The 19222-nt window shown below is 62.1% G+C and carries 18 protein-coding genes and 1 riboswitch; of the genes, 11 read left to right on the forward strand and 7 right to left on the reverse strand.

Going from position 1 to position 19222, the window contains the following annotated elements; translation table 11 throughout:
- Positions 1-20 precede the first annotated feature (20 nt).
- Positions 21-1010, forward strand: a complete 990-nt coding sequence (locus tag DT068_RS21075; protein ID WP_119391857.1) for a methyltransferase — start codon at positions 21-23, stop codon at positions 1008-1010.
- On the opposite strand, the gene cobO is transcribed toward DT068_RS21075, so the two are convergent.
- The 5 genes from cobO to DT068_RS21100 are packed head-to-tail and all read right to left on the reverse strand — an operon-like array spanning position 1007 to position 7246.
- Positions 1007-1612, reverse strand: coding sequence for a cob(I)yrinic acid a,c-diamide adenosyltransferase (gene cobO / locus DT068_RS21080; protein ID WP_119391858.1), 606 nt, complete (start codon positions 1610-1612; stop codon positions 1007-1009). The genes DT068_RS21075 and cobO overlap by 4 nt on opposite strands.
- Complete coding sequence (gene cobN, locus DT068_RS21085; protein ID WP_119391859.1) at positions 1609-5292, reverse strand: cobaltochelatase subunit CobN; 3684 nt, start codon at positions 5290-5292, stop codon at positions 1609-1611. Before cobN ends, cobO begins: the two co-directional genes overlap by 4 nt.
- A complete protein-coding gene (cobW, locus tag DT068_RS21090) occupies positions 5292-6329 on the reverse strand; it encodes a cobalamin biosynthesis protein CobW (RefSeq protein WP_119391860.1) in 1038 nt (345 codons plus the stop codon). The genes cobN and cobW overlap by 1 nt, the downstream gene beginning before the upstream one ends.
- Positions 6330-6331: 2 nt before the next feature.
- A complete protein-coding gene (locus DT068_RS21095; protein WP_119391861.1) occupies positions 6332-7060 on the reverse strand; it encodes a CbtA family protein in 729 nt (242 codons plus the stop codon).
- Between the two features lie 12 nt (positions 7061-7072).
- Complete coding sequence (locus DT068_RS21100; protein ID WP_119391862.1) at positions 7073-7246, reverse strand: CbtB domain-containing protein; 174 nt, start codon at positions 7244-7246, stop codon at positions 7073-7075.
- Between the two features lie 43 nt (positions 7247-7289).
- Positions 7290-7503, reverse strand: a riboswitch (cobalamin riboswitch).
- A 125-nt stretch (positions 7504-7628) separates the two neighbouring features.
- Between DT068_RS21100 and DT068_RS21105 the strand changes: the two genes are divergently transcribed.
- The gene (locus tag DT068_RS21105; RefSeq protein ID WP_368904910.1) at positions 7629-8837 is read left to right on the forward strand and encodes an aromatic ring-hydroxylating oxygenase subunit alpha; all 1209 of its coding nucleotides are present in this window, start codon (positions 7629-7631) and stop codon (positions 8835-8837) included.
- 3 nt (positions 8838-8840) lie between these two features.
- Here DT068_RS21105 and DT068_RS28415 read toward each other — a convergent pair whose 3' ends face one another.
- Entirely contained in the window at positions 8841-10148 is a 1308-nt protein-coding gene (locus tag DT068_RS28415) for a DUF6065 family protein (protein WP_368904912.1), read from the reverse strand.
- Positions 10149-10356: 208 nt separating this feature from the next.
- Here DT068_RS28415 and DT068_RS21115 point away from each other — a divergent pair, with 208 nt between their 5' ends.
- The 8 genes from DT068_RS21115 to DT068_RS21150 all read left to right on the forward strand — a co-directional run bounded on the left by DT068_RS21115 (position 10357) and on the right by DT068_RS21150 (position 17302).
- Positions 10357-11412 (forward strand): polyamine ABC transporter substrate-binding protein, encoded by a 1056-nt coding sequence (locus tag DT068_RS21115; RefSeq protein WP_119391863.1) that lies wholly within the window; start codon positions 10357-10359, stop codon positions 11410-11412.
- A gap of 60 nt (positions 11413-11472) precedes the next feature.
- Entirely contained in the window at positions 11473-12333 is an 861-nt protein-coding gene (locus DT068_RS21120) for an ABC transporter permease (protein ID WP_368904914.1), read from the forward strand.
- Entirely contained in the window at positions 12326-13093 is a 768-nt protein-coding gene (locus DT068_RS21125; RefSeq protein WP_119391865.1) for an ABC transporter permease, read from the forward strand. Before DT068_RS21120 ends, DT068_RS21125 begins: the two co-directional genes overlap by 8 nt.
- 32 nt (positions 13094-13125) lie before the next feature.
- Positions 13126-14505 carry a glycosyltransferase gene (locus DT068_RS21130; protein ID WP_119391866.1) on the forward strand — a complete coding sequence of 460 codons (1380 nt, stop codon included), beginning with the start codon at positions 13126-13128 and terminating at the stop codon, positions 14503-14505.
- On the forward strand, positions 14505-14870 hold the full coding sequence (locus DT068_RS21135) for a cupin domain-containing protein (RefSeq protein WP_438816450.1): 366 nt from the start codon (positions 14505-14507) through the stop codon (positions 14868-14870). Before DT068_RS21130 ends, DT068_RS21135 begins: the two co-directional genes overlap by 1 nt.
- A gap of 186 nt (positions 14871-15056) precedes the next feature.
- Positions 15057-15332: a cupin domain-containing protein gene (locus DT068_RS21140; RefSeq protein ID WP_368904925.1), complete on the forward strand. Its 276-nt coding sequence runs from the start codon at positions 15057-15059 to the stop codon at positions 15330-15332.
- A 2-nt stretch (positions 15333-15334) separates the two neighbouring features.
- Positions 15335-16843, forward strand: coding sequence for an aldehyde dehydrogenase family protein (locus DT068_RS21145; RefSeq protein WP_119391868.1), 1509 nt, complete (start codon positions 15335-15337; stop codon positions 16841-16843).
- Positions 16844-16936: 93 nt separating this feature from the next.
- Positions 16937-17302 (forward strand): hypothetical protein, encoded by a 366-nt coding sequence (locus DT068_RS21150; protein ID WP_119391869.1) that lies wholly within the window; start codon positions 16937-16939, stop codon positions 17300-17302.
- 50 nt (positions 17303-17352) lie between these two features.
- Here the strand turns inward: DT068_RS21150 and DT068_RS21155 are convergent, their stop codons facing one another.
- Positions 17353-18783: a homospermidine synthase gene (locus DT068_RS21155; protein ID WP_119391870.1), complete on the reverse strand. Its 1431-nt coding sequence runs from the start codon at positions 18781-18783 to the stop codon at positions 17353-17355.
- Between the two features lie 142 nt (positions 18784-18925).
- Here DT068_RS21155 and DT068_RS21160 point away from each other — a divergent pair, with 142 nt between their 5' ends.
- Positions 18926-19183: a hypothetical protein gene (locus tag DT068_RS21160; RefSeq protein WP_119391871.1), complete on the forward strand. Its 258-nt coding sequence runs from the start codon at positions 18926-18928 to the stop codon at positions 19181-19183.
- Positions 19184-19222: the final 39 nt, after the last annotated feature.

The following is a 19222-nucleotide window of genomic DNA, read 5'->3' on the forward strand; positions in this document are numbered from 1 at the left end:
CCGGACACGAGGGATAAGCCATGACCAGCCCGTCACAGCAGATCATGAGATTGGGATTTGGGTTTGCGGCGTCGCAGGCCTTGCGTGTCATCATCGAGCTCGGCATTCCGGATCTTCTGGTCACCGGCAAGCGGTCTGTCATCGAACTGGCCGCCGCCACGCAGTCGAATAGCGAAGCACTCTATCGCGTGATGCGTCTTCTTGCGGCGGAGGGGGTCTTCAGCGAGGTTAGCCCCCGTCATTTCGAGCTGACGGACCTCGGCGCCGCGCTGCGCTGCGATCGTCCCGGGCCGCGCGACTTCATCCACATGATCAACAGCGAGGCCTATCTCGCTTTCGAGCAGCTCCTGCATTCCGTCCGCAGCGGCAAACCGGCCTTTGACAAGGTGTTCGGCAGTCCGCGATTTGACTGGCTGTCGGAACATCCGGAGCAGGCTGCCCTGTTTCAGCGCGCCATGGTGGCTTTGAGTCAGGGCAGCAACGAGGCTGTCGCCGAGGCCTATGATTTCAGGCCGTTCACGCGTGTCGTCGATCTTGGCGGCGGACATGGCCAGCTCCTCTCGGAGATTCTTAAGCGCAACCCTCATTTAGACGGTGTGCTTTTCGATCTCCCTTCCGGCGTCGCCGCGGCACAGCAAGGGGCAGGGGGCGCTCTCCCGCGCACCGATTTCGTTGCCGGCGACTTCTTCGAGAGCGTTCCTGCCGGCGACCTCTATGTTCTCAAGAAGGTGATCCATGATTGGGACGATGAGCGTTCCGAGGCGATCCTGCGCAATTGCCGGAAGGCGATGCCGTCGAACGGGAAAGTGCTCCTGGCCGAGACGCTCGTGCCGCCAGGAGACCAGCCGAGCCAGATCAAATATGTCGATGTGGTCATGCTCGCCGTGACCGGCGGTCTGGAGAGGACAGAGGCGCAATATGCAAGCCTGTTCGCCGCCGCCGGGCTGAAGCTTAACCGGGTGATCCCGACACAGGGCCCGATCTCCATTATCGAGGCATCTGCGGCCTAGTACTCGATCCCCATCTGCGCCTTCACACCCGAGCGGAACGGATGCTTCACCTGTTCCATCTCGGTGACGAGATCGGCGATCTCGATCAGCTCTTCCTTGGCATTGCGGCCGGTGACGATGACATGCTTGTCGTTGGGCTTGTTGCGCAGCACCTCGATGATCTCATCGCTCGGCAGATAGTCGTAGCGCAGCACGATATTGAGCTCATCGAGCAGCACGAGCCTGTATTGCGGGTCGGCGATCATGCGCTTGGCTTCCTCCCAGCCGGCACGCGCATGGGCGATGTCGCGCTCGCGGTCCTGGGTCTCCCAGGTGAAACCTTCGCCCATCGCCTTGATGGTCACGAGATCGGGAAAATTCTCGAGCACGGTGCGCTCGCCCGTCGCCCAGGCGCCTTTGACGAACTGCACCACGCCCGATTTCATGCCATGGCCGATGCAGCGGAACACCATGCCGAAGGCGGCGGTCGACTTGCCCTTGCCCTTGCCGGTATGGACGATGAGCAGGCCCTTCTCGATCGTCTTGCCGGCCATGATCTTGTCGCGTGCCGCCTTTTTCTTCTGCATCTTGTCGTGGTGACGGGCATTTTCGTCTTCGCTCATGGGTGGCGTCCTTCCTTGAAAACTTTTAACTGGCCATAGGCCGAATTGGAGCGTGGCGTCCAAAGGCCGCGGGCAATGGCCTCATCCAGTCGTTCGGCAATTTCCACCAAAGCCGCGGGGTTGTTGCGGGCGATGAAATCGCGCGTCGCCTCATCGGCGAGAAAGGCATCGTAAGCCAGGTCGAAGTGATGGCTGACGACGGCGCCGGTGGTCGCCGCGAAGGCGAACATGTAATCGATCGTGGCGGCGATCTCGAAAGCGCCCTTGTAACCGTGGCGCTTGACGCCATTGATCCATTTTGGATTGACGACGCGCGAGCGCACCACGCGCCCCACTTCTTCTTCCAGCGTGCGGATCACCGGACGTTCGGGGCGCGAATGGTCATTGTGATAGACGCGAGGCCGTGCGCCCGACATTTCCTCGACAGCGGCCGTCATGCCGCCCTCGAACTGATAATAGTCATCGGAGTCGAGCAGGTCGTGCTCGCGATTGTCTTGATTATGGACCACCGCTTCGATCCGCTTGAGCCTTTCGGCGAAAGCGCGCTCGTCGTTGGCGCCATTGTCGCGCGCGCCATAGGCATAGGCGCCCCAGGCGATATAGGCGCGGGCGAGATCCTTGCGCTCGCTCCACAGCCGCTCGTCGATCATCGCCTGCAGGCCCGCGCCATAGGCGCCGGGCTTCGACCCGAAGATGCGGTGGCCTGCGGTGTGACGGGCTTGCTCGGGGCTGGCGCCGGCGGCTTCGAGGGACTGCGCCTCGCGCCGCATGCGCGCCGCGATCGGATTGTCCGCCTCGTCCTCTTCGAGAAGGCTGACCGCGCGGATCGCCTTGTCGAGGAGCTCGATCTGGGCCGGGAAGGCATCGCGGAAGAAGCCCGAGATGCGCAAGGTGACGTCGATCCGTGGCCGGCCGAGCTTCGGCAAGGGGATGACTTCGTATCCTGTCACCCGCCAGCTCGACGGCTCCCAGACCGGCTTCACACCGATGAGCGCCAGGGCCTGCGCGATATCGTCGCCGCCGGTGCGCATATTGGACGTGCCCCAGGCGGAGAGGCCGAGCGCTGAGGGATAGCGGCCGAAATCCTGGAAATGCCGGGCGAGCAAGTCCTCGGCCGATGCCTGGCCGAGCCTCCAGGCCGTCGGCGTCGGCACCGTGCGGTTGTCGAGCGAATAGAAATTGCGCCCCGTCGGCAGGACATCGAGCCTGCCGCGCGTCGGAGCACCTGAGGGACCGGGCGACACGAACCGGCCGGCGAGGCCGCTGAGCACGGCGGAAATCTCTTGCGCAGCCGAGGCCCGCAATCTCGGCCGGATGCTGTTGGCGATCTCGGCCATCACGATGTTTGATTGCATGCCGATACCGGCCAGGGTCTCGATGCACGCCGCCGCCAGAAGCTCGAGACGCTCGACCGTATCGCCCTGGCTGCGCCAAGGCTCGCCGGATACGGCCGCGAGCCGCGCCGGCTGTGGTCCAGCCCAGGGGAGTCCCATGTCGCAAATGAGCGGATCGAAATCATCGAGACCGAGATCTTGCGCCAGGGCCCGGATCAACGACTGGTCGGCACCTTCGCCGAGACCGCGCGGCACGCGGGTCAGGGCGACAAGGAGGTCATTCTCGAGCCGCCCATCGGGCGCTGTGCCCAATATGTGAAGCCCATCGCGGATCTGGGCTTCCTTGAGATCGCACAGATAGGCGTCGAGCTTCTGCAGGTCGCTCGTTTCATCGCCGGTGAAGCCTGCATCGATGTCGAGCCTCTGGCTTTTGGTGAGGTCGATGATGTCGCGTTTCAGCGCATCGAGACGGCGCCGGTCGAGGCCGGAAGCGAGATAATATTCATCGACCAGCGCCTCGAGGTCCTTGAGCGGTCCATAGGTTTCGGCGCGCGTCAGCGGCGGGGTCAGGTGATCGATGATGACGGCCTGCGCCCGGCGTTTGGCCTGCGTGCCTTCACCCGGGTCATTGACGATGAAGGGATAGAGGTGGGGCAGGGGCCCGAACGCGATCTCGGGATAGCAGGAAGAGGACAGCGCCGTCGCCTTGCCCGGCAGCCATTCGAGATTGCCATGCTTGCCATTGTGGATAATGGCCTGCACCTTGAAATGATGCCGCAGCCAGAAATAGGTCGCGAGATAACCATGCGGCGGCACCAGCGCCGGGTCGTGATAGGTGGATTTGGGATCGATATTGTAGCCACGCGCCGGCTGGATCGCGATCGCAACCCGGCCGCACAGGAGGAGCGGAAGCTGGAACGCCCCCTGGGCAAAGAACGGGTCGGTTTCAGGAGCGCCCCAGCGTGCGGCGATCTCTTCGCGCACCGGAGCGGGCAGGGTGGCGAAATGCCGGCGATAATCCTCAGCCGGGAGCGTCGTGGCGCTCTGATGCCGATGCGCGTTGGTCCGTCCCTTCTGCAGTGCTTCGACCAGCGCATTGCCGTCATCCGGGATATCCCTGATGCCATAGCCGGCAGTCTTCAGAGCGCGGAGGATCGCTATCGTGCTCGCCGGCGTGTCATAGCCGACGCCATTGGCGATGCGGCCATCCTTGTTGGGATAATTGGCGAGGACGATCGCGATGCGCCGGTCTGCCGGCTTACTGCGGCGGAGCCCGATCCAGTTCGCCGCCAGATCGGCCACGAAATCGATCCGGTCCGCGACCGGGCGGTAGGTGACGATCCGGCATTGCGTCCGCTCGTCCCAGTGGTCATCCGTCTTGAAGGAGACGGCGCGCGACAGGATACGCCCGTCGAGCTCCGGCAGGACGACATTCATCGCCAGATCGCGGGCATTGAGCCCTCGCGCGCTGTCGGCCCATGCCGCTTCACCCGAGCCTGAGAACACGACCTGCACGACCGGACAGTCATAGGGGGTGAAAGGCGTTTCATTTGCGGTGCTGCCGGACGACACCGCGAAGGCGGTGGCATTGAGGATGATATCGGGCGGGTCTTCACCGAGCGTGGCGGCAATGAAGTCGGCGCTCGCTCTGTCCTTGAGGCTCGTCACATAGATGGGCCGGACATCGATGCGGCGCTGCGTGAGGGCGGCGATCAGCGCATCGACAGGGGCGGTTTGCGCGCCCTCCAGCACCGAGCGGTAGAACACCAGCGCCGCCAGGGGGGCGCCTTCCATGCGCGCGGGACTGGCATGGAGGCCCGCTTTGGCAAGCGGGCGCGGAGGGGCTGGAGCCTCGCCACGCTTGAGAAGATGCAGGCACAGGCACAGGAATCCTTGCGCGTTCTCCTGGCCGCCGGCGGTCAGATATTGCCTGAGCCTTTCGCAGTCGGAAGCCGGCAAGGTCGAATGTGCGATGAGTTCGGGATCGGGATTGGCATCGCCTGGAAGCACGGCCAGGGGGATTTTGAGTTCGCGCGCCAGCGCCTCGATCTCGGCCAGGCCATAGGGCCAGTATTGCACGCCGCCCAGCAGCCTGAGCACGATGAGCTTCGCCTGCGCCAGCGTCCTTTCGAGATAGAGATCGACGGAAAGATTGTGCTGGAGCTGGAGCAGATTTGCGAGCCGCAGACTGGTGCCTTCGGGCGCGAATGAAGCCCAGGCGCCCGCCAGCGCCGCAAGCTCGCTGTCAGCGGCGGAGAGTACGACAATGTCTCCCGCCGTTTGAGCAAGGTCGATCGCTTCGGCCGCACCGTCAATGACGCCCGTCTGGGTGGCGAGGAGATGCATCAGCCTATGAGGCGGGCCTCGACCTCGGCCCGGTCCAGTCCCTTGAGACCAATGACGACGATCTCGGTGGCGCGTCGTTCATCCGCCCGCCAGGGGCGGTCGAAATAGCTGTTGAGGCGCGGACCGACGGCCTGGATCAGGAGCCGCCCCGGCGCGCCCGTGACGGACGCGAAGCCCTTGAGCCTGAGGATATCGTGATCGGCAATCAAATCCTGGATGCGCCCGAGCAGCGCGCCGCGGTCGGCGATCTCGCCGAGCGGCACCACGAAGGTGACGAAGTCGTCATGATCGTGCTGCACTTCGCCTTCCATCTCGTGATGCGAAAGGCGGTTGCCCATGTCGTCCTCGGCTGCCGAGCCGAGACCCAGCAGCGCGCTCGAATCAAGCGCGCCATGCTGCGCCGGCACCAGCTTGGTGCCCTTGCGGATCTGCGCCTTGAGATCGCCCGCCACCTTGTCGGTCTCATGCTCGGCGAGCAGATCGGTTTTGTTGAGGATGATCATGTCGGCGCAGTTGATCTGGTCCTCGAACAGTTCCTCGATCGGGTTCTCATGGTCGAGATTGGGGTCGGCGGCGCGCTGGGCGGCCACCGCTTCCTCATCATCGGCGAAACGGCCTTCGGCCAGCGCCTTGGCATCGACGACGGTGACCACGCCATCGACGGTGACCCGCGACTTGATCTCGGGCCAGTTGAAGGCGCGCACCAGGGGCTGCGGCAGTGCCAGCCCCGAAGTCTCGATGACGATATGCTCGGGCGGACGATCGCGATCGAGGAGCTTCTTCATCGTCGGCACGAAATCATCCGCCACCGTGCAGCATATGCAGCCATTGGCAAGCTCGACCACATCCTCCTCGCGGCAGACATCGTCGCCGCAGCCTTTGAGGATTTCGCCATCGACGCCGATATCGCCGAACTCATTGATGACGAGAGCGATCCGCCGTCCCCTGGCATTCTGCAGGAGGTGACGGATCAGGGTCGTCTTGCCGGCGCCGAGGAAGCCGGTGATGACGGTGGCCGGTATCTTCTGAAGGGACACGCTCAGGCCTCCTTCACGAACCGGTCCATGGCGACGCCCAGGAAGCCGCCGATCGCCAGCCACATCAGAGCGGCGGCGGCAATCGTATTGGCCGCGAAGGCGGCCGAAATGACAGCCGGCACGGCGCTTTCATGTGTGGGAGGCATGGGCACGCCGATGATATGCGGCAGCGCCACCAGGACGACAGCCGCGACCTTCGCCCATATCTCGGTGCGCTGGGTGAAGAGCCAGATGGCGATGCCGGTCGCTGCGATCGCGCCGACCCACCAGACCTGGCGCACGAGGAGATCGCCGGCCGGCATGCCGGGAAGCTCAGGCGGCAGGCTGGCGGCGGTTGCGACATTCACGGCGAGAAAGCCGGCAAGCCCCCACAGGATGCCGTTATGCCGGGTAATCCTCAACCCCGTAAGGAGGCTGACGCCGGCCAGCACCGCGGCAAATCCGGCAGCGGCGACGATGCTGGACAGGAACGTGTAGAGTGTGCGCTCGGCACCGTCGGCAGGTGCCCAGGCCTCTCCTTCACCGGCAGATTCGGCAGCAGCCAGCGGCGCTTGCTCGGTCGTGGTGTTGGTGGCCGCGGCGCCATGGTCATGCGAATGACCATCGCCCGCATTCTCATATTTCTCAGCTTCGAGAATCAGTGGTGTGAGCCGCACATGCTGGATCGCACCATAGAACAAGCCAGCCGCGATCCCTGCAAGGAGCGCGGCGAGGATCACTCGCCCGATCATGTTGATGCCTGCTTAGTGACAGGGAAAGCCGATCGAGTGGCGCGTGTCATGCGCCGCATTGTGCAGCTTGTCGGCATGGGCAAGGCCGACGCCGAAGACAAGCAGCAGGCCGAACGCCATGGCGCTGATGCCTGCGGCGACGCGTTGCGAAATGGTGAGAGACGAAGAAATCCGGTCCGTGGTCATGAGCGTAACACCCTCCGTGTGCTCAAAAATGTTTTGAGGGCAGGGCCCTCGGTGGCACGCGGCAGGTCTCCTGACTTGCGGCTTGGGCGGATGCACGCGGCCTTCCCGGTTGCCCAGTGGCCAATTCTGCGTACGTCCTCACCGCTCACAGTTGCGGGGGCAGTCACGGTTTTGGCCCCGATTGGGTCATCCGCACCGTGTTCCCTGTTCGGTTTCTAGCCTCATGGCATCGAAACACCGCGTCCGACATGGGTGCCACGCGCATAACCGCCCGTCAAGCTTAAGCTTTTTCAAGGCTCGCTCAGCAGTCTCTTCCTATTGCTTTCCGGGGCCCGGAAGAGGTATATTGATTGAACGTTCAATTAGAAAAGGAGGGCCACAAATGGACGCGATGAACCTCGTAACGCCGAACCGCCTCACCGATGACGAGCGCTCAGGCCTTCCCCCCTGGACCTATTTCAACAAGGAGCTCTTCCAGATCGAGCAGGACGAGCTGTTCCGCCGCCACTGGCAGCTCGCCTGCCATGTGAGCGACATCCCCAAGGATGGCGACTGGACGACCTTCGACATTGCCGGCGAGAGGGCCCTCATCGTCCGCGGCAAGGACAATGTCGTGCGCGCCTTCCACAATGTCTGCCGCCATCGCGGATCGCGCGTGGTGGCGGGCGAGAGCGGACGCTGCAAGAGCGCCATGGTCTGCCCGTTCCATGGCTGGTCCTATAATCTCGACGGCACGCTGCGCGCCGTGCCCAAGGCCAAGACCTTCCCCAGGCTGGATCCCGTCACCCACGGCCTGGTGCCGCTGGAGCACGAGACCTGGCATGGCTTCGTCTTCGTCCGCTTCAAACCTGGTCCGCAGGGCTCCGTGGCAAGCCTCATGGCGCCGCATGATGCCGAAGCGTCGGGCTACAAGCTCACCGACATCAAGCCTTATAGGCCGCAGACCCGCGACATCCTGGAGGTGAACTGGAAAGCCGTCCGCGACGTCGACAATGAGGGCTATCATGTGCCGATCGCCCATCCCGCCCTCTATGATCTCTATGGCCAGGACTATCACGATGGCCGGCCGCATAAGGGCATCTCACGCTCCGAGGGCCGCATCAGCGGCGTATCGCCGCGCTACTGGAGCGTACGTAATTATGTGAAGCACCGCCCGGACATGGAGCACCTGCCGGAAGAGGCGAAGGGACGCTGGGTCTATCTCGGCATGTTCCCCAATCTGGTGATCATGCTCTATCCCGATCTCATCGGCTATTACCAGGAACTGCCGCTCGAAGTCGGCAAGACCGTGCAGCGCATGGCCTATTACGCGCCGCAGAAGGATGGAAGGAAGGCGAAAGTGGCGCGCTATCTGGCGCACCGCATCGACCGCGTCACCGGCGCCGAGGATGCGCAACTCATCAAATGGTCGTGGGAATCGATGCAGTCCTCGGGCTTCTCGAGCATGATCCTGTCCGATCTGGAAGCCGGCGTGCGCGACTATCACGACAAGCTGCGCCGGACGATCCCCGTGGCGGCCCTTGCGGATGAGCCGGCGCGCGGCCAGGTCGAGACGATCAACCAGACCTTGCTCGCCGCGCGCAGCAACTGATGATCAGTCTTCTGTGGAGCGAAACGGCCTCACCCTCAGTTTAGTCTTGTGGGGGACGCCGGGCTCTTCCGGCGGACCGCTGAAATAGTCACGTTGCCATTTCTTCTTGCTGGCAATCGTGCCCTTCTTGCCTTTGTCCGTTCGCCAGTCAATGCGGCTCAAAACATGGGCCGAATAGCGCTGCCAGAGATCGGGGTTCTCCTCGCCGGACATGATGATCGGATCGAATTCCTCGATCAGACCGCGCGGCACCGGAAAGATCGTGCAGTAAGGTTCACCCTTCTCAAACCTGATCGTTTGATGGGGAGCCGTGAACAGCCAGTTCATGGTAAAGAAGAAGTCGGACCAGTCGTTTTCAACGATTCCCGAAAGCGCACAGAGTCCGTGTTTTGGCTGGTTCAGCGGTCCGGTGACAAAAAGGTCGATCCCTGGTGGCGTTCTGAAATGACCATGGGCACTGAAAGTCAGCACGCCGTAGCCAAAATTACTGTAGCCGACGGGACGCCCATCATCGGCATCCCGCGTTATGGTGATTGCCTTGATGTCTTTCCCGCCGTCCCATGTAGCCGTGAATCCGACGGGACATTTGAGGTTCCAGCCGTGGGTGTTGGCAATGTTCATCGGCAAGCACAGATAGGGGAATTTGCTGCCCGTTGCGTCCATCCAGTCGCGTGCGAGGGGCGCTGGTTCGATCTCGATGCGATGCGGGTCATCGGTTGTGTATATCAATGGAAGCTTTGAGTCCGGTTCTTTCGGCTTCGGCAGCGGGATTTTCTGGACTGCGATGAACGGATAGTCGCGATGGACGGCGAATTCCTCATGACGAGCCCATGCGCCGGACGGCTCGTCGAAGCCAAGCTTCTTGAACTGGCCGGTTCTCTTGTCCGCGTCAAGCCTGTCCAGGGCCATCAGGATGAACCATCCTCTGTCGCGCAAGACATCGCGGACTGCGAGGATTGTGGCGACATCCTGCGCGTCCTGCGTCCAGGTTTCTCCGATCACGACGAGATCGTAGGCGTTTGATCCGAATGCCTTACCTGTAAGGTCTCTGGTCTCACCGTCGACCAGGCTGACGTTCTTCATCTTCAGGAGGCCGGCACGCAAGGCAAGAGGGCAACTCAATGTAAGGATGCGGCCGTGACGCGAAAATGAAACATTGTCCTTGACCCAGGCGACAACAAGGCGGGACCATTCGTCGGAGTTGCAGCGCGGGCAGGCCCGCAACTTGTATCGACCTTCTTTGGTCTCCACCGAGCCGGCCGGCTTGAACTGCGTGGCGGTATGGCCGCAGATAGGACAAGTGAACGCCATGCTTGGTTTCCCCATGGCCAGTGATTGCCTGGTTGCAGACTTCATAAGGGACCAGGAGGCTCTTAGTCCAGTCGGACCAAGCCGCCGGCTTTTAATGAACAGGGGGCGATCATCCGATTGATTCTACTCCCAATCTGCCCCCTTGCAGGCCGAAAGCCGGGCATGGCACAGTCATGTCCCAACAAGAAGCCTGCAGGGAGGGAGTACAATGAAAGCACTGAAATGGATGTCCGCCGCCGTCAGTACCGGTGCGGCGATGCTGCTGGCCGCGGGGCTTGCCCAGGCGGCCGACAAGCTCGTGATCTCGAACTGGGACGGCTATATGCCGAAGGATCTGCCGGAGAAATTCAAGGCAGAGACCGGCATCGAGGTCGAGGTCGCGGTGCATGCGACCAATGAAGAGATCATGGGCAAGGTCGTGGCCTCCAAGGGCGAGGGCTATGACGTGCTCTTCGTTTCGTCACCCTTTGCCGAAGCGCTGAACAAGCTTGGCATCGCCGCCAAGCTAGATCACGCGAAGATACCCAATATCGCCAACCTCTATCCGGAAGCCACCCAGCTCAAGCATGATCCGGGCAATGTCTTCTCGGTGCCCTATACCTGGGGCACCACGGGCCTGTGCTACCGCTCGGATGTCGTGAAGAGCGAGCCCGCGAGCTGGAACGACCTGCTCAAGCCCGCCGATGATCTCAAGGGCAAGACCACCATGCTGTCGACCGACCGCTGGCTGATGGCGGCGGGCGAGCTCGCCATGGGCATGTCGGTCAATGAGACCGATCCGGCCAAGCTCGACCAGGTCAAGACGCAGCTGATCGAGACCAAGAAGACCTTGCTCGCTTATGACGACACGACCTTCTATTCGAAGCTCGTCTCGGGCGAGGCCTCGCTCGTCCATGCCTGGGACGGCTGGTGCAATTACGGCATCGCCCAGAAGCCCGAGATCAAATATGTGATCCCCAAGGAAGGCTCCGATCTCTGGGTCGATACGATGGTCGTCGTCGAAGGCTCGAAGAACAAGGACGCCGCCTACAAGTTCCTCGACTACATCCTCAAAGCCGACAACGGCAAATGGGTGGTCGAGAACATCATGTACAAGTCGCCCAACAAGGCGGGCATGGATGCGCTCGACAAGGCCATGTTCACGCAGTATCCGAACATGGCGATCACGCCGGCCGATCTCCTGAAGTATGAGCAGCTGCGCGATCTGGGCGACGGCATGAAGGCCTTCTCCAAGGTCGTCACCGAAATCCTGTCGGCAAAATAATACCAACCTCGGCAAGGCGGTCGGAACGGCGTTCCGGCCGCTTGGCTTTTCAACGGTGTCATGCCGCAACGACTGGCTTCCTGGTTATTGATGCTGCCCGGCCTTCTGTGGCTGGGACTTCTGATGGTGGTGCCCTGCGCCATCATTCTCGTCACCGCTTTCTATGAGCGTGGCATCTATGGCGGGGTCGACTGGTCGGTCGCGACTCTCGCCAATTTCGTCCGCGCCGGCGAATGGCTCTATCTCTCGATCTTCCTCGATTCGGCCCGCATCGCCGGCCTTGCCGCCATCTTGGCACTTCTGATCGGCTATCCCGCGGCCTATGCGATCACCAAATCCTCAGCCAGGCATCAGACGGCGCTGTTGTTCCTCGCCATGCTGCCCTTCTGGACCAACTACCTGATCCGCACCTATGCCTGGATCGTGCTGCTCAACCCGGCCGGGCTCATCAACAATTTCCTGCAATTGACCGGGGTGACCTCTGGTCCGTTGCCCATTCTCTACAATGAATTCGCGGTGATCCTGGGCCTCGTCTACAATTACGTGCCCTTCGTGATCCTGGCGATCTATTCGGCCCTGCAGCGGCTCGATCCGTCCTATGCCGAGGCTTCACGCGATCTGGGCGCCACGGCGCTGACCACCTTCTGGCGTATCACCTTGCCCTTGACCGCACCCGGCGTGGCGGCAGGAGCGGTCTTCGTCTTCGTGCTTTCCATCGGCAATTTTGTGACGCCCGACCTCTTAGGCGGCGGCAAGCTGCAGATGGTCGGCAATCTCATCTATGACCAGTTCCTGACGGCGCGCGACTGGCCCTTCGGCTCGGCACTCTCCGTCATCCTGATCGCCGTCATGCTCTTGCTGCTTTTCGCGCAAGCCCTTGCCGCCAATCGCGCGCGCGGGGAGGGCCGGTCCCATGCGTAAGGCCTATCTCGCTCTGGTCTATCTCTTCCTCTACACGCCGATCGCTGTGCTGATGATCCTGTCCTTCAACAAAGCGGGCCTGCCCACCGCCTGGACCGGCTTCTCGACCGAATGGTATGGCCGCCTTCTCGAAAGCCCGAAGATCATCGCAGCCGCCAGGAACTCGCTGATCGTCGCCATCGTCTCGACATTGATCGCGACCGCGATCGGCACGCTTCTGGCGCTCGGCGTCGAACGCCGCAAGGCTTCCGCCGGCCTCGATGCGCTGCTCTTCACCCCGATGATCATTCCCGACATCGTGCTGGCGATCGCCCTTCTTTCCTTCTTCACGCTCATCAAGTTTACGCTGGGTCTGCATTCGATCATCCTGGCCCATGTCGTCTTCAACATCGCCTTTGTCTGCGCGGTGGTGCGCGCCAGGCTCAAGAGCTTCGACTGGTCGCTGACCGAGGCCTCGCGCGATCTGGGTGCCGGCGCGGTGACGACCTTCCTGCGCATTACCTTCCCATTGATCTGGCCGGCGGTGATCGCGGCGGGACTTCTATCTTTCACCTTGTCGGTCGATGAATTCATCATCGCCTATTTCACGGCGGGAGCCGGGCAGGGCTCGACCACCTTGCCGATGCAGATCTATGCCATGATCCGCTTCGGCGTGACCCCTGAGATCAATGCGATGGCAACCATCATATTGCTCGTCAGTTTCGTCCTGGTGCTGCTGGCGCAGCGTTTCAACCGCGCCAGCGTGCCGGGCGCGGCATAATCTGTTAGAGAAGAGGCGAAAGGGATCGCATCATGGTCAAGAAGGCAGCGAAGAAAAAAGCGGCGAAGAAGTCCGCAAAAAAGGCAGTAAAGCGCAAGGCGCTGAAGAAACCGAAAAAGGTGATCGCGCTGTTCCCCGAAGCGGCCTTCGGCCCGGCGCTCAATTCGGTCGGTATCGGCCAGGCGCTCGAGAAGCTTGGCCACAAGGTGGTGTTCCTGTCGGATCCGGGCTTCCTCGATGTCTATAAGGCCTATGGCTTCGAGGCCCATGCGGTGAACCTGTCGGAGCCCTTGCCGCCCGAGGAGATGGCGAAATTCTGGGTCGACTTCATCAACGGTCATATCCCGAACTTCCGCAAGACGCCCTATGACCAGATCGACAATTACGTGAAGGGCTGCTGGGAGATGATCGTCGAAACGGCCAAATGGGCCGAGAAGGATCTCCCCGGCGTGCTCGCCCGGGTGAAACCCGATGTCGTCTGCGTCGACAATGTCATCCTGTTCCCGGCGATCAAGCATTATGCCCGCGACAACGAAAAGCCCTGGGTCAGAATCATTTCCTGCTCGGAGAACGAGATCGAGGATCCGGATATCCCGCCGCATCTGTCGGGCTGCGGCGAGAAGGATAAAGCGGGCTTTGCCCGCTACCGCGACCGCTTCAACCAAGTGATCAGGCCGATCCACGACAACTTCAACCAGTTTCTCAAGAGTGTCGGGGAAGCGGAATATCCAATCGGCCAGTTCTTCGAGGCCTCGCCGCATATGAACCTGCTGCTCTATCCTTCCGCGGTGAAGTTCAAGCGCCGGCACAAGCTCTCGGCGAAGCAGTTCCAGTATCTCGAAGGCTGCGTGCGCAAGGACGCGCCCTACAAGGTGCCGAAGTTCAGGAGGAACAACGACAAGCCCTTGCTCTATGTGAGCTTCGGCTCATTGGGCTCGGGCGATGTCGATCTCCTGAAGCGGCTCATCGCCACGATCGGCAGGTTGCCGGTGCGCGCCCTGGTCAATGTCGGCGACTATATGGACCAGTACACCGATGTGCCGCCCAATGTGCATATCGACAAATGGTATCCGCAGCCTTCGGTGATCCCGCAGGTCGATGCCGTCATCCATCATGGCGGCAACAACTCCTTCACCGAATGCCTCTATTTCGGCAAGCCCGCCATCATCATGCCCTATGTCTGGGACGGACATGACAATGCGACGCGCGTGCAGGAGACCGGGCATGGCTTCAAGCTCGACCGCTATGACTGGACGGACGACGTCATGGCGGACCGCATCACAAGGATGCTGACCGACAAGAAGATGAAGGCGAAGCTCAAGAAGACTTCGAAGGACATGCGAAAGCAAAAGGGACCGGCCAAGGCCGCGAAGGTCATTGACGGGCTCCTCAAGCGCAAGAAGGCCGCCTGATGTCCAAGGGGCTTGCATCGACAGCGCCTCATATGGCGGATCCTGCGCATTATGCGGGGCCGCTCAAGGATTGGGGCCACCAGCCCGATCCGATCGCGGGCAATTCCAAAAGCGATGGGGTGCTCCTGCATAAGGGGCCGAATGGCCAGCCGGAAGTGGGACTGTGGCAATGCACTCCCGGCACATGGCCGCTGTCGATCCCGCGCGACGAGCTCTGCTATTTCGTCGCGGGGCGCGCCACCTATACCCACCAGTCGGGCGAGAAGATCGAGATCGTGCCGGGCACCGCGGTGCTGTTCCCCGCCGGCTGGACCGGTATCTGCGTGGTCCACGAGACCATGCGCAATGTGTATATGCTGAGCTAGAAACCGATGATCTCGCACCCCTCTCATCCGTCATCCCGGCGAAAGCCGGGATGACGAAAATAGGGAGAAGGCGAGGATACTGATCAAGGAGTGACACTGCCAATGAGCTTGAATTCATCAGCCCCGCATATCGCGGATCCGGCGAGATTCCCGGGTCCCTTCAAGGACTGGGGCGTCATCCCGACCATGATCGAAGGGGAATCGCGCACCTCCGGGATCGTCCTGCATAAGGGGCCGGAAGGCCAGAGCGAGACCGGCATCTGGATCTGCACGCCGGGCTATTGGAACTGTCACGTCACCAGGGACGAGTTCTGCCATTTCCTGCTGGGCCGCTGCACCTACACGCATGAATCGGGCGATGTCATCGAAATCACACCCGACACGACGGCCTTCTTCCCGCAGGACTGGAAGGGCACCTGCCGGGTGCATGAGACGATCCGCAAAGTCTATATGATCCGCTAGACATGGCTTTCGATCCGGCAGCCGGCCAGATCTTCCGCGCCAATGACTGGGTAACGCCGCAGGGCGCCGCCTTTCGCGACATCATCGACCCGGCCGATCTCAGCGTCGTCGGGCGGATCGTCCAGGCCTCACCGGCCCTGGCTGAAGATATGGCACGGGACGCGCTCGCCGCCCAGCGCGAGTGGAAACGTGTCGACGCCAAGACGCGGGCGCGGTTGATGCATGACCTCGCGAACGAGATCGCCAAGGCCGACATGCATGACGTTGCCCGCCTGATGGTGCTGGAAATGGGCAAGCCCTATCCGGAAGCGGTCGGTGAGCTTCTCAATGTGGCACCGGCTTTCCGCTATTTCGCCGAGATGGCGCGTGACGATGCCGGCAAGGTGGCAGGTACGACGCAAACGGGCTCGTTCCAGTTCGCACGCTACGAGCCCTATGGCGTCTCCGTCCATATCATGCCGTTCAACTTCCCCATCCTGCTGATGTGCTGGACGATGGCCGCCTCGCTCGCCGCCGGCAATGCCTGTATCATCAAGCCGGCGGAAGCGACGAGCCTGTGCACGCTCGCTTTCATGGAGCATTTCCGCAAGGTGCTGCCGCCCGGCCTCGTGTCGTGCCTCACGGGCGGCGCCGATGTGGCGCAAGCGCTGATCCGTTCCCGCAATACCCACGCCATTGCCTTCACCGGCAGCGTAAAAAGCGGCCGCGCCGTCGCCATGGCCTCAGCCGAGCTGTTCAAGCCGGCGATCATCGAAGCGGGCGGCAATGATGCGATGATCATTTCGGAGCATGCGCCGCTCGATGTGGCGGTGCCGGGCGCCACCATGGCGGCGTTCCATCTGTCGGGTCAGATATGCACCTCATCGGAGCGCTTCTTCGTGCATGAGAAGGTGCATGACGAATTCGTCGAACGCCTGGCGGGCATGGCGCGAAAGCTGCGCATCGGCCATGGCCTCGAGGAGACCGAGATCGGCCCCCTGGTCTCGGAAGCCGCCCGCGCCAAGGTCATCCGTCTCGTCGCCGAGGCCAGGGAGCAGGGGGCGAAGATCGTTTGCGGCGGCAGGGTACCGCCCGGACGCAATGTCGGCTGGTTCTATGAGCCGACCATCCTGACCGGCTGCACGCCGCAGATGACGGTCATGCGCGATGAGATCTTCGGTCCGGTCGCGGCGATCTGCAAGGTCGCTTCCTTCGAGGAAGCCCTGGCGCTTGCGAATGACAGCGATTTCGGCCTCGGCGCCTCGGTCTTCACCACCGACCTGAAAGAGGCGATGCAGGCGGCAGAGACGCTCGAGGCCGGCATGGTGTGGGTAAACAACCCGCTCATCGACAATGACGCCTTGCCCTTTGGCGGCTGGAAGATGTCGGGCCTCGGCCGCGAGCTCGGCCGGCAGGGACTCGATGCCTTCCGGCGCTCCAAGATGGTCGTCATCGACCATGAACCCGCGGTGCAGGACTGGTGGTATCCCTATCCGAAGGAGTGGTTCTACAAGGGAAAGGGCCGCGTCTAGGAGGTAGCAACCGGCTCGAAGAGCACGGGATCGGCTTGGGCGAGCGGACCCTTCCACCGCGTGATCCGACGGTAAGTCGTGGTACGATGCCTGATGCCACTCTTCGTGCCGGACTGGATGCCGATGGCCGAGCGCGCAGCGCGCCAGCTGCGCGTGACGACGACGGGTACCAGCGGTGCGCGTCATGCGCTCTATGTCGTGCTCCTGAAGGACACCCGACGCATCGGTCGCTGGGGTCTCTATGTTGGCGAGACGTCGCTCGATCCCGATCTCCGCTTCGATCAGCACAAGACCGGCTACAAGGCGAGCCGATACGTGAACCGGTTCGGCGTCCGCTTGCTTCCGCCGCTCTTCGAGCATCTCAACCCGCTGCGCCGCTGGGAAGCCGTCGAGCTCGAGCCGGCGCTAGCGGAGGCCTTCCGGCACGCCGGCGTGCCGTGGGTGGAAGGCGGACATTGAACTACACAACCCCGAGCCCTCTCCCCCGTTGGGGGAGAGGGGATGAGTCCTCACTTCACGATGATATTCGCGAACTGCCAGGGATCGCGCTTGTCGATATCTTCCTCGAACAGCGTCTGGCGGTCGGTGAGCGGGTTCCAGCTCGTATAGACGCCGGTCATCTGGCCGAGATAGGGCAACTGCACTTCGAGGCAGCGGCGGAAGTCCATTTCGTCGGTCTCGACGACGCCGGCTTTCGGATTCTCGATCGCCCAGATCATGCCGGCCAGCACCGCGCTCGTCACCTGCAGGCCGGTGGCGTTCTGGTTCGGCGCCAGTTTGCGCGCTTCCTCTATGGTCAGCTGCGAGCCATACCAATAGGCGTTCTTCTTGTGGCCATAGAGCAGCACGCCCAATTCGTCGCGGCCATCGACGATCTCGTCCTCTTCGAGGATGTGGATCTTGGACTGCTTCTTGCCGCCATTGCCGAACATCTCATGCAGCGACAGCACCGCGTCATTGGAGGGATGATAGGCATAGTGGCAGGTCGGCCGGTAGGCGACCTTGCGGCCGTCGCGCACGGTGAAATAATCGGCGATCGAGATCGCTTCATTGTGGGTGACGAGGAAGCCATATTGCGGGCCGGGCGTGGGTGTCCAGGAACGCACTTTCGTCTCGGCGCCGGGCCTGGTGATATAGATCGCCGCACCGCAGCCCGACTTGTGCTTCTTGCCGCCGGGCGGCAGCTTCTTCTCATGCGTGCCCCAGCCGAGCTCGGCCGGCTGCAGGCCTTCCGAGATGAAGCCTTCCACCGACCAGGTGTTGACGAAAGTGTCGAGGGGCTTCGGCCTCTTGGCGCGCTGGGTGTCGCGCTCGGCGATATGGATGCCCTTGACCCCGAGGCGCTTCATCAGCTTGCCCCAGCCCTCGCGCGTAGCAGGCTCCTTGACCTTGACGCCGGTTTCATCGGCGATGTCGAGCAGCGCCTGCTTCACGAACCAGGACACCATGCCGGGATTGGCGCCGCAGCAGGAGACCGATGTGTGGCCGCCCTTGTATTTCTCCTTGAGCGCCAGGACATGCTCGCGCATCGCGTAGTTGGTGCGATCCGCATTGTCGAGCTTGCTGTTGTAGTAGAAACCGGGCCATGGCTCGACGACGGTGTCGATATAAAGGGAGCCCGTTGCCTGGGCGAGCTTCTGGATGTCGACGGAGGACACATCGACCGAGAGATTGACGATGAAGGCCTGGCCTGGCCCCGCGGTCAGCAGCGGCGTCAGCAGCGACTTGTAGTTCTTTGCCGTGACCGCTTCCTTGATGAAGGCGATGCCTTCCTTGTCCGCCAGATGCCTGTTGTGGTCGTCGGGATCGATGATGGTGAACTTGCTCCGGTCACAGGCGATATGGCGCAGGATAAGGGGGAGGGTGCCTCGCCCGATCGAGCCAAGGCCGATCATTACGATGGGGCCGTTCCAGGTCGCGTGTCGTGGCCAGAGGGTCATTTTATGCAAGCACTCCGTTGAAGTTGGGGATTGCCGCTCTTTAGCCGAGAGTCTTGTCGCACAACACCAGAAAAATGAGCTAGCCTCGGGCTGCGCGACTTCGTAGGATAACGGGCCGCAGCCGGGCTGTAGCAGGGGACCCATGCAGAAAACCGCGATACTTCTTTTGGCCGCTTTGGCGGTGACCGGATGCGCCGGACGTTACGGCCATGACGAGCAGAGCTATCAGCAATGTGTCCGCCTGGCGCGCGAGGAAGGCCAGGTCATCAAATATATCGACACCACCTTGCAGTACCGCCGCAAGCATCATCCTGGTCCCGATGTCGAGGAAGAGCTGAGGCGCGCCAAGGAAGAGCGCCGCGCCATTCACGCCGAGCGCCGCCATCTCGGCTGCATCTGAGCCATTTTTAACCCACATGCTGAGGTGCGAGCGCGGCGA

It is taken from the genome of Taklimakanibacter lacteus (assembly GCA_003576695.1).
In the GTDB taxonomy this organism is placed as follows: domain Bacteria; phylum Pseudomonadota; class Alphaproteobacteria; order Rhizobiales; family Aestuariivirgaceae; genus Taklimakanibacter; species Taklimakanibacter lacteus.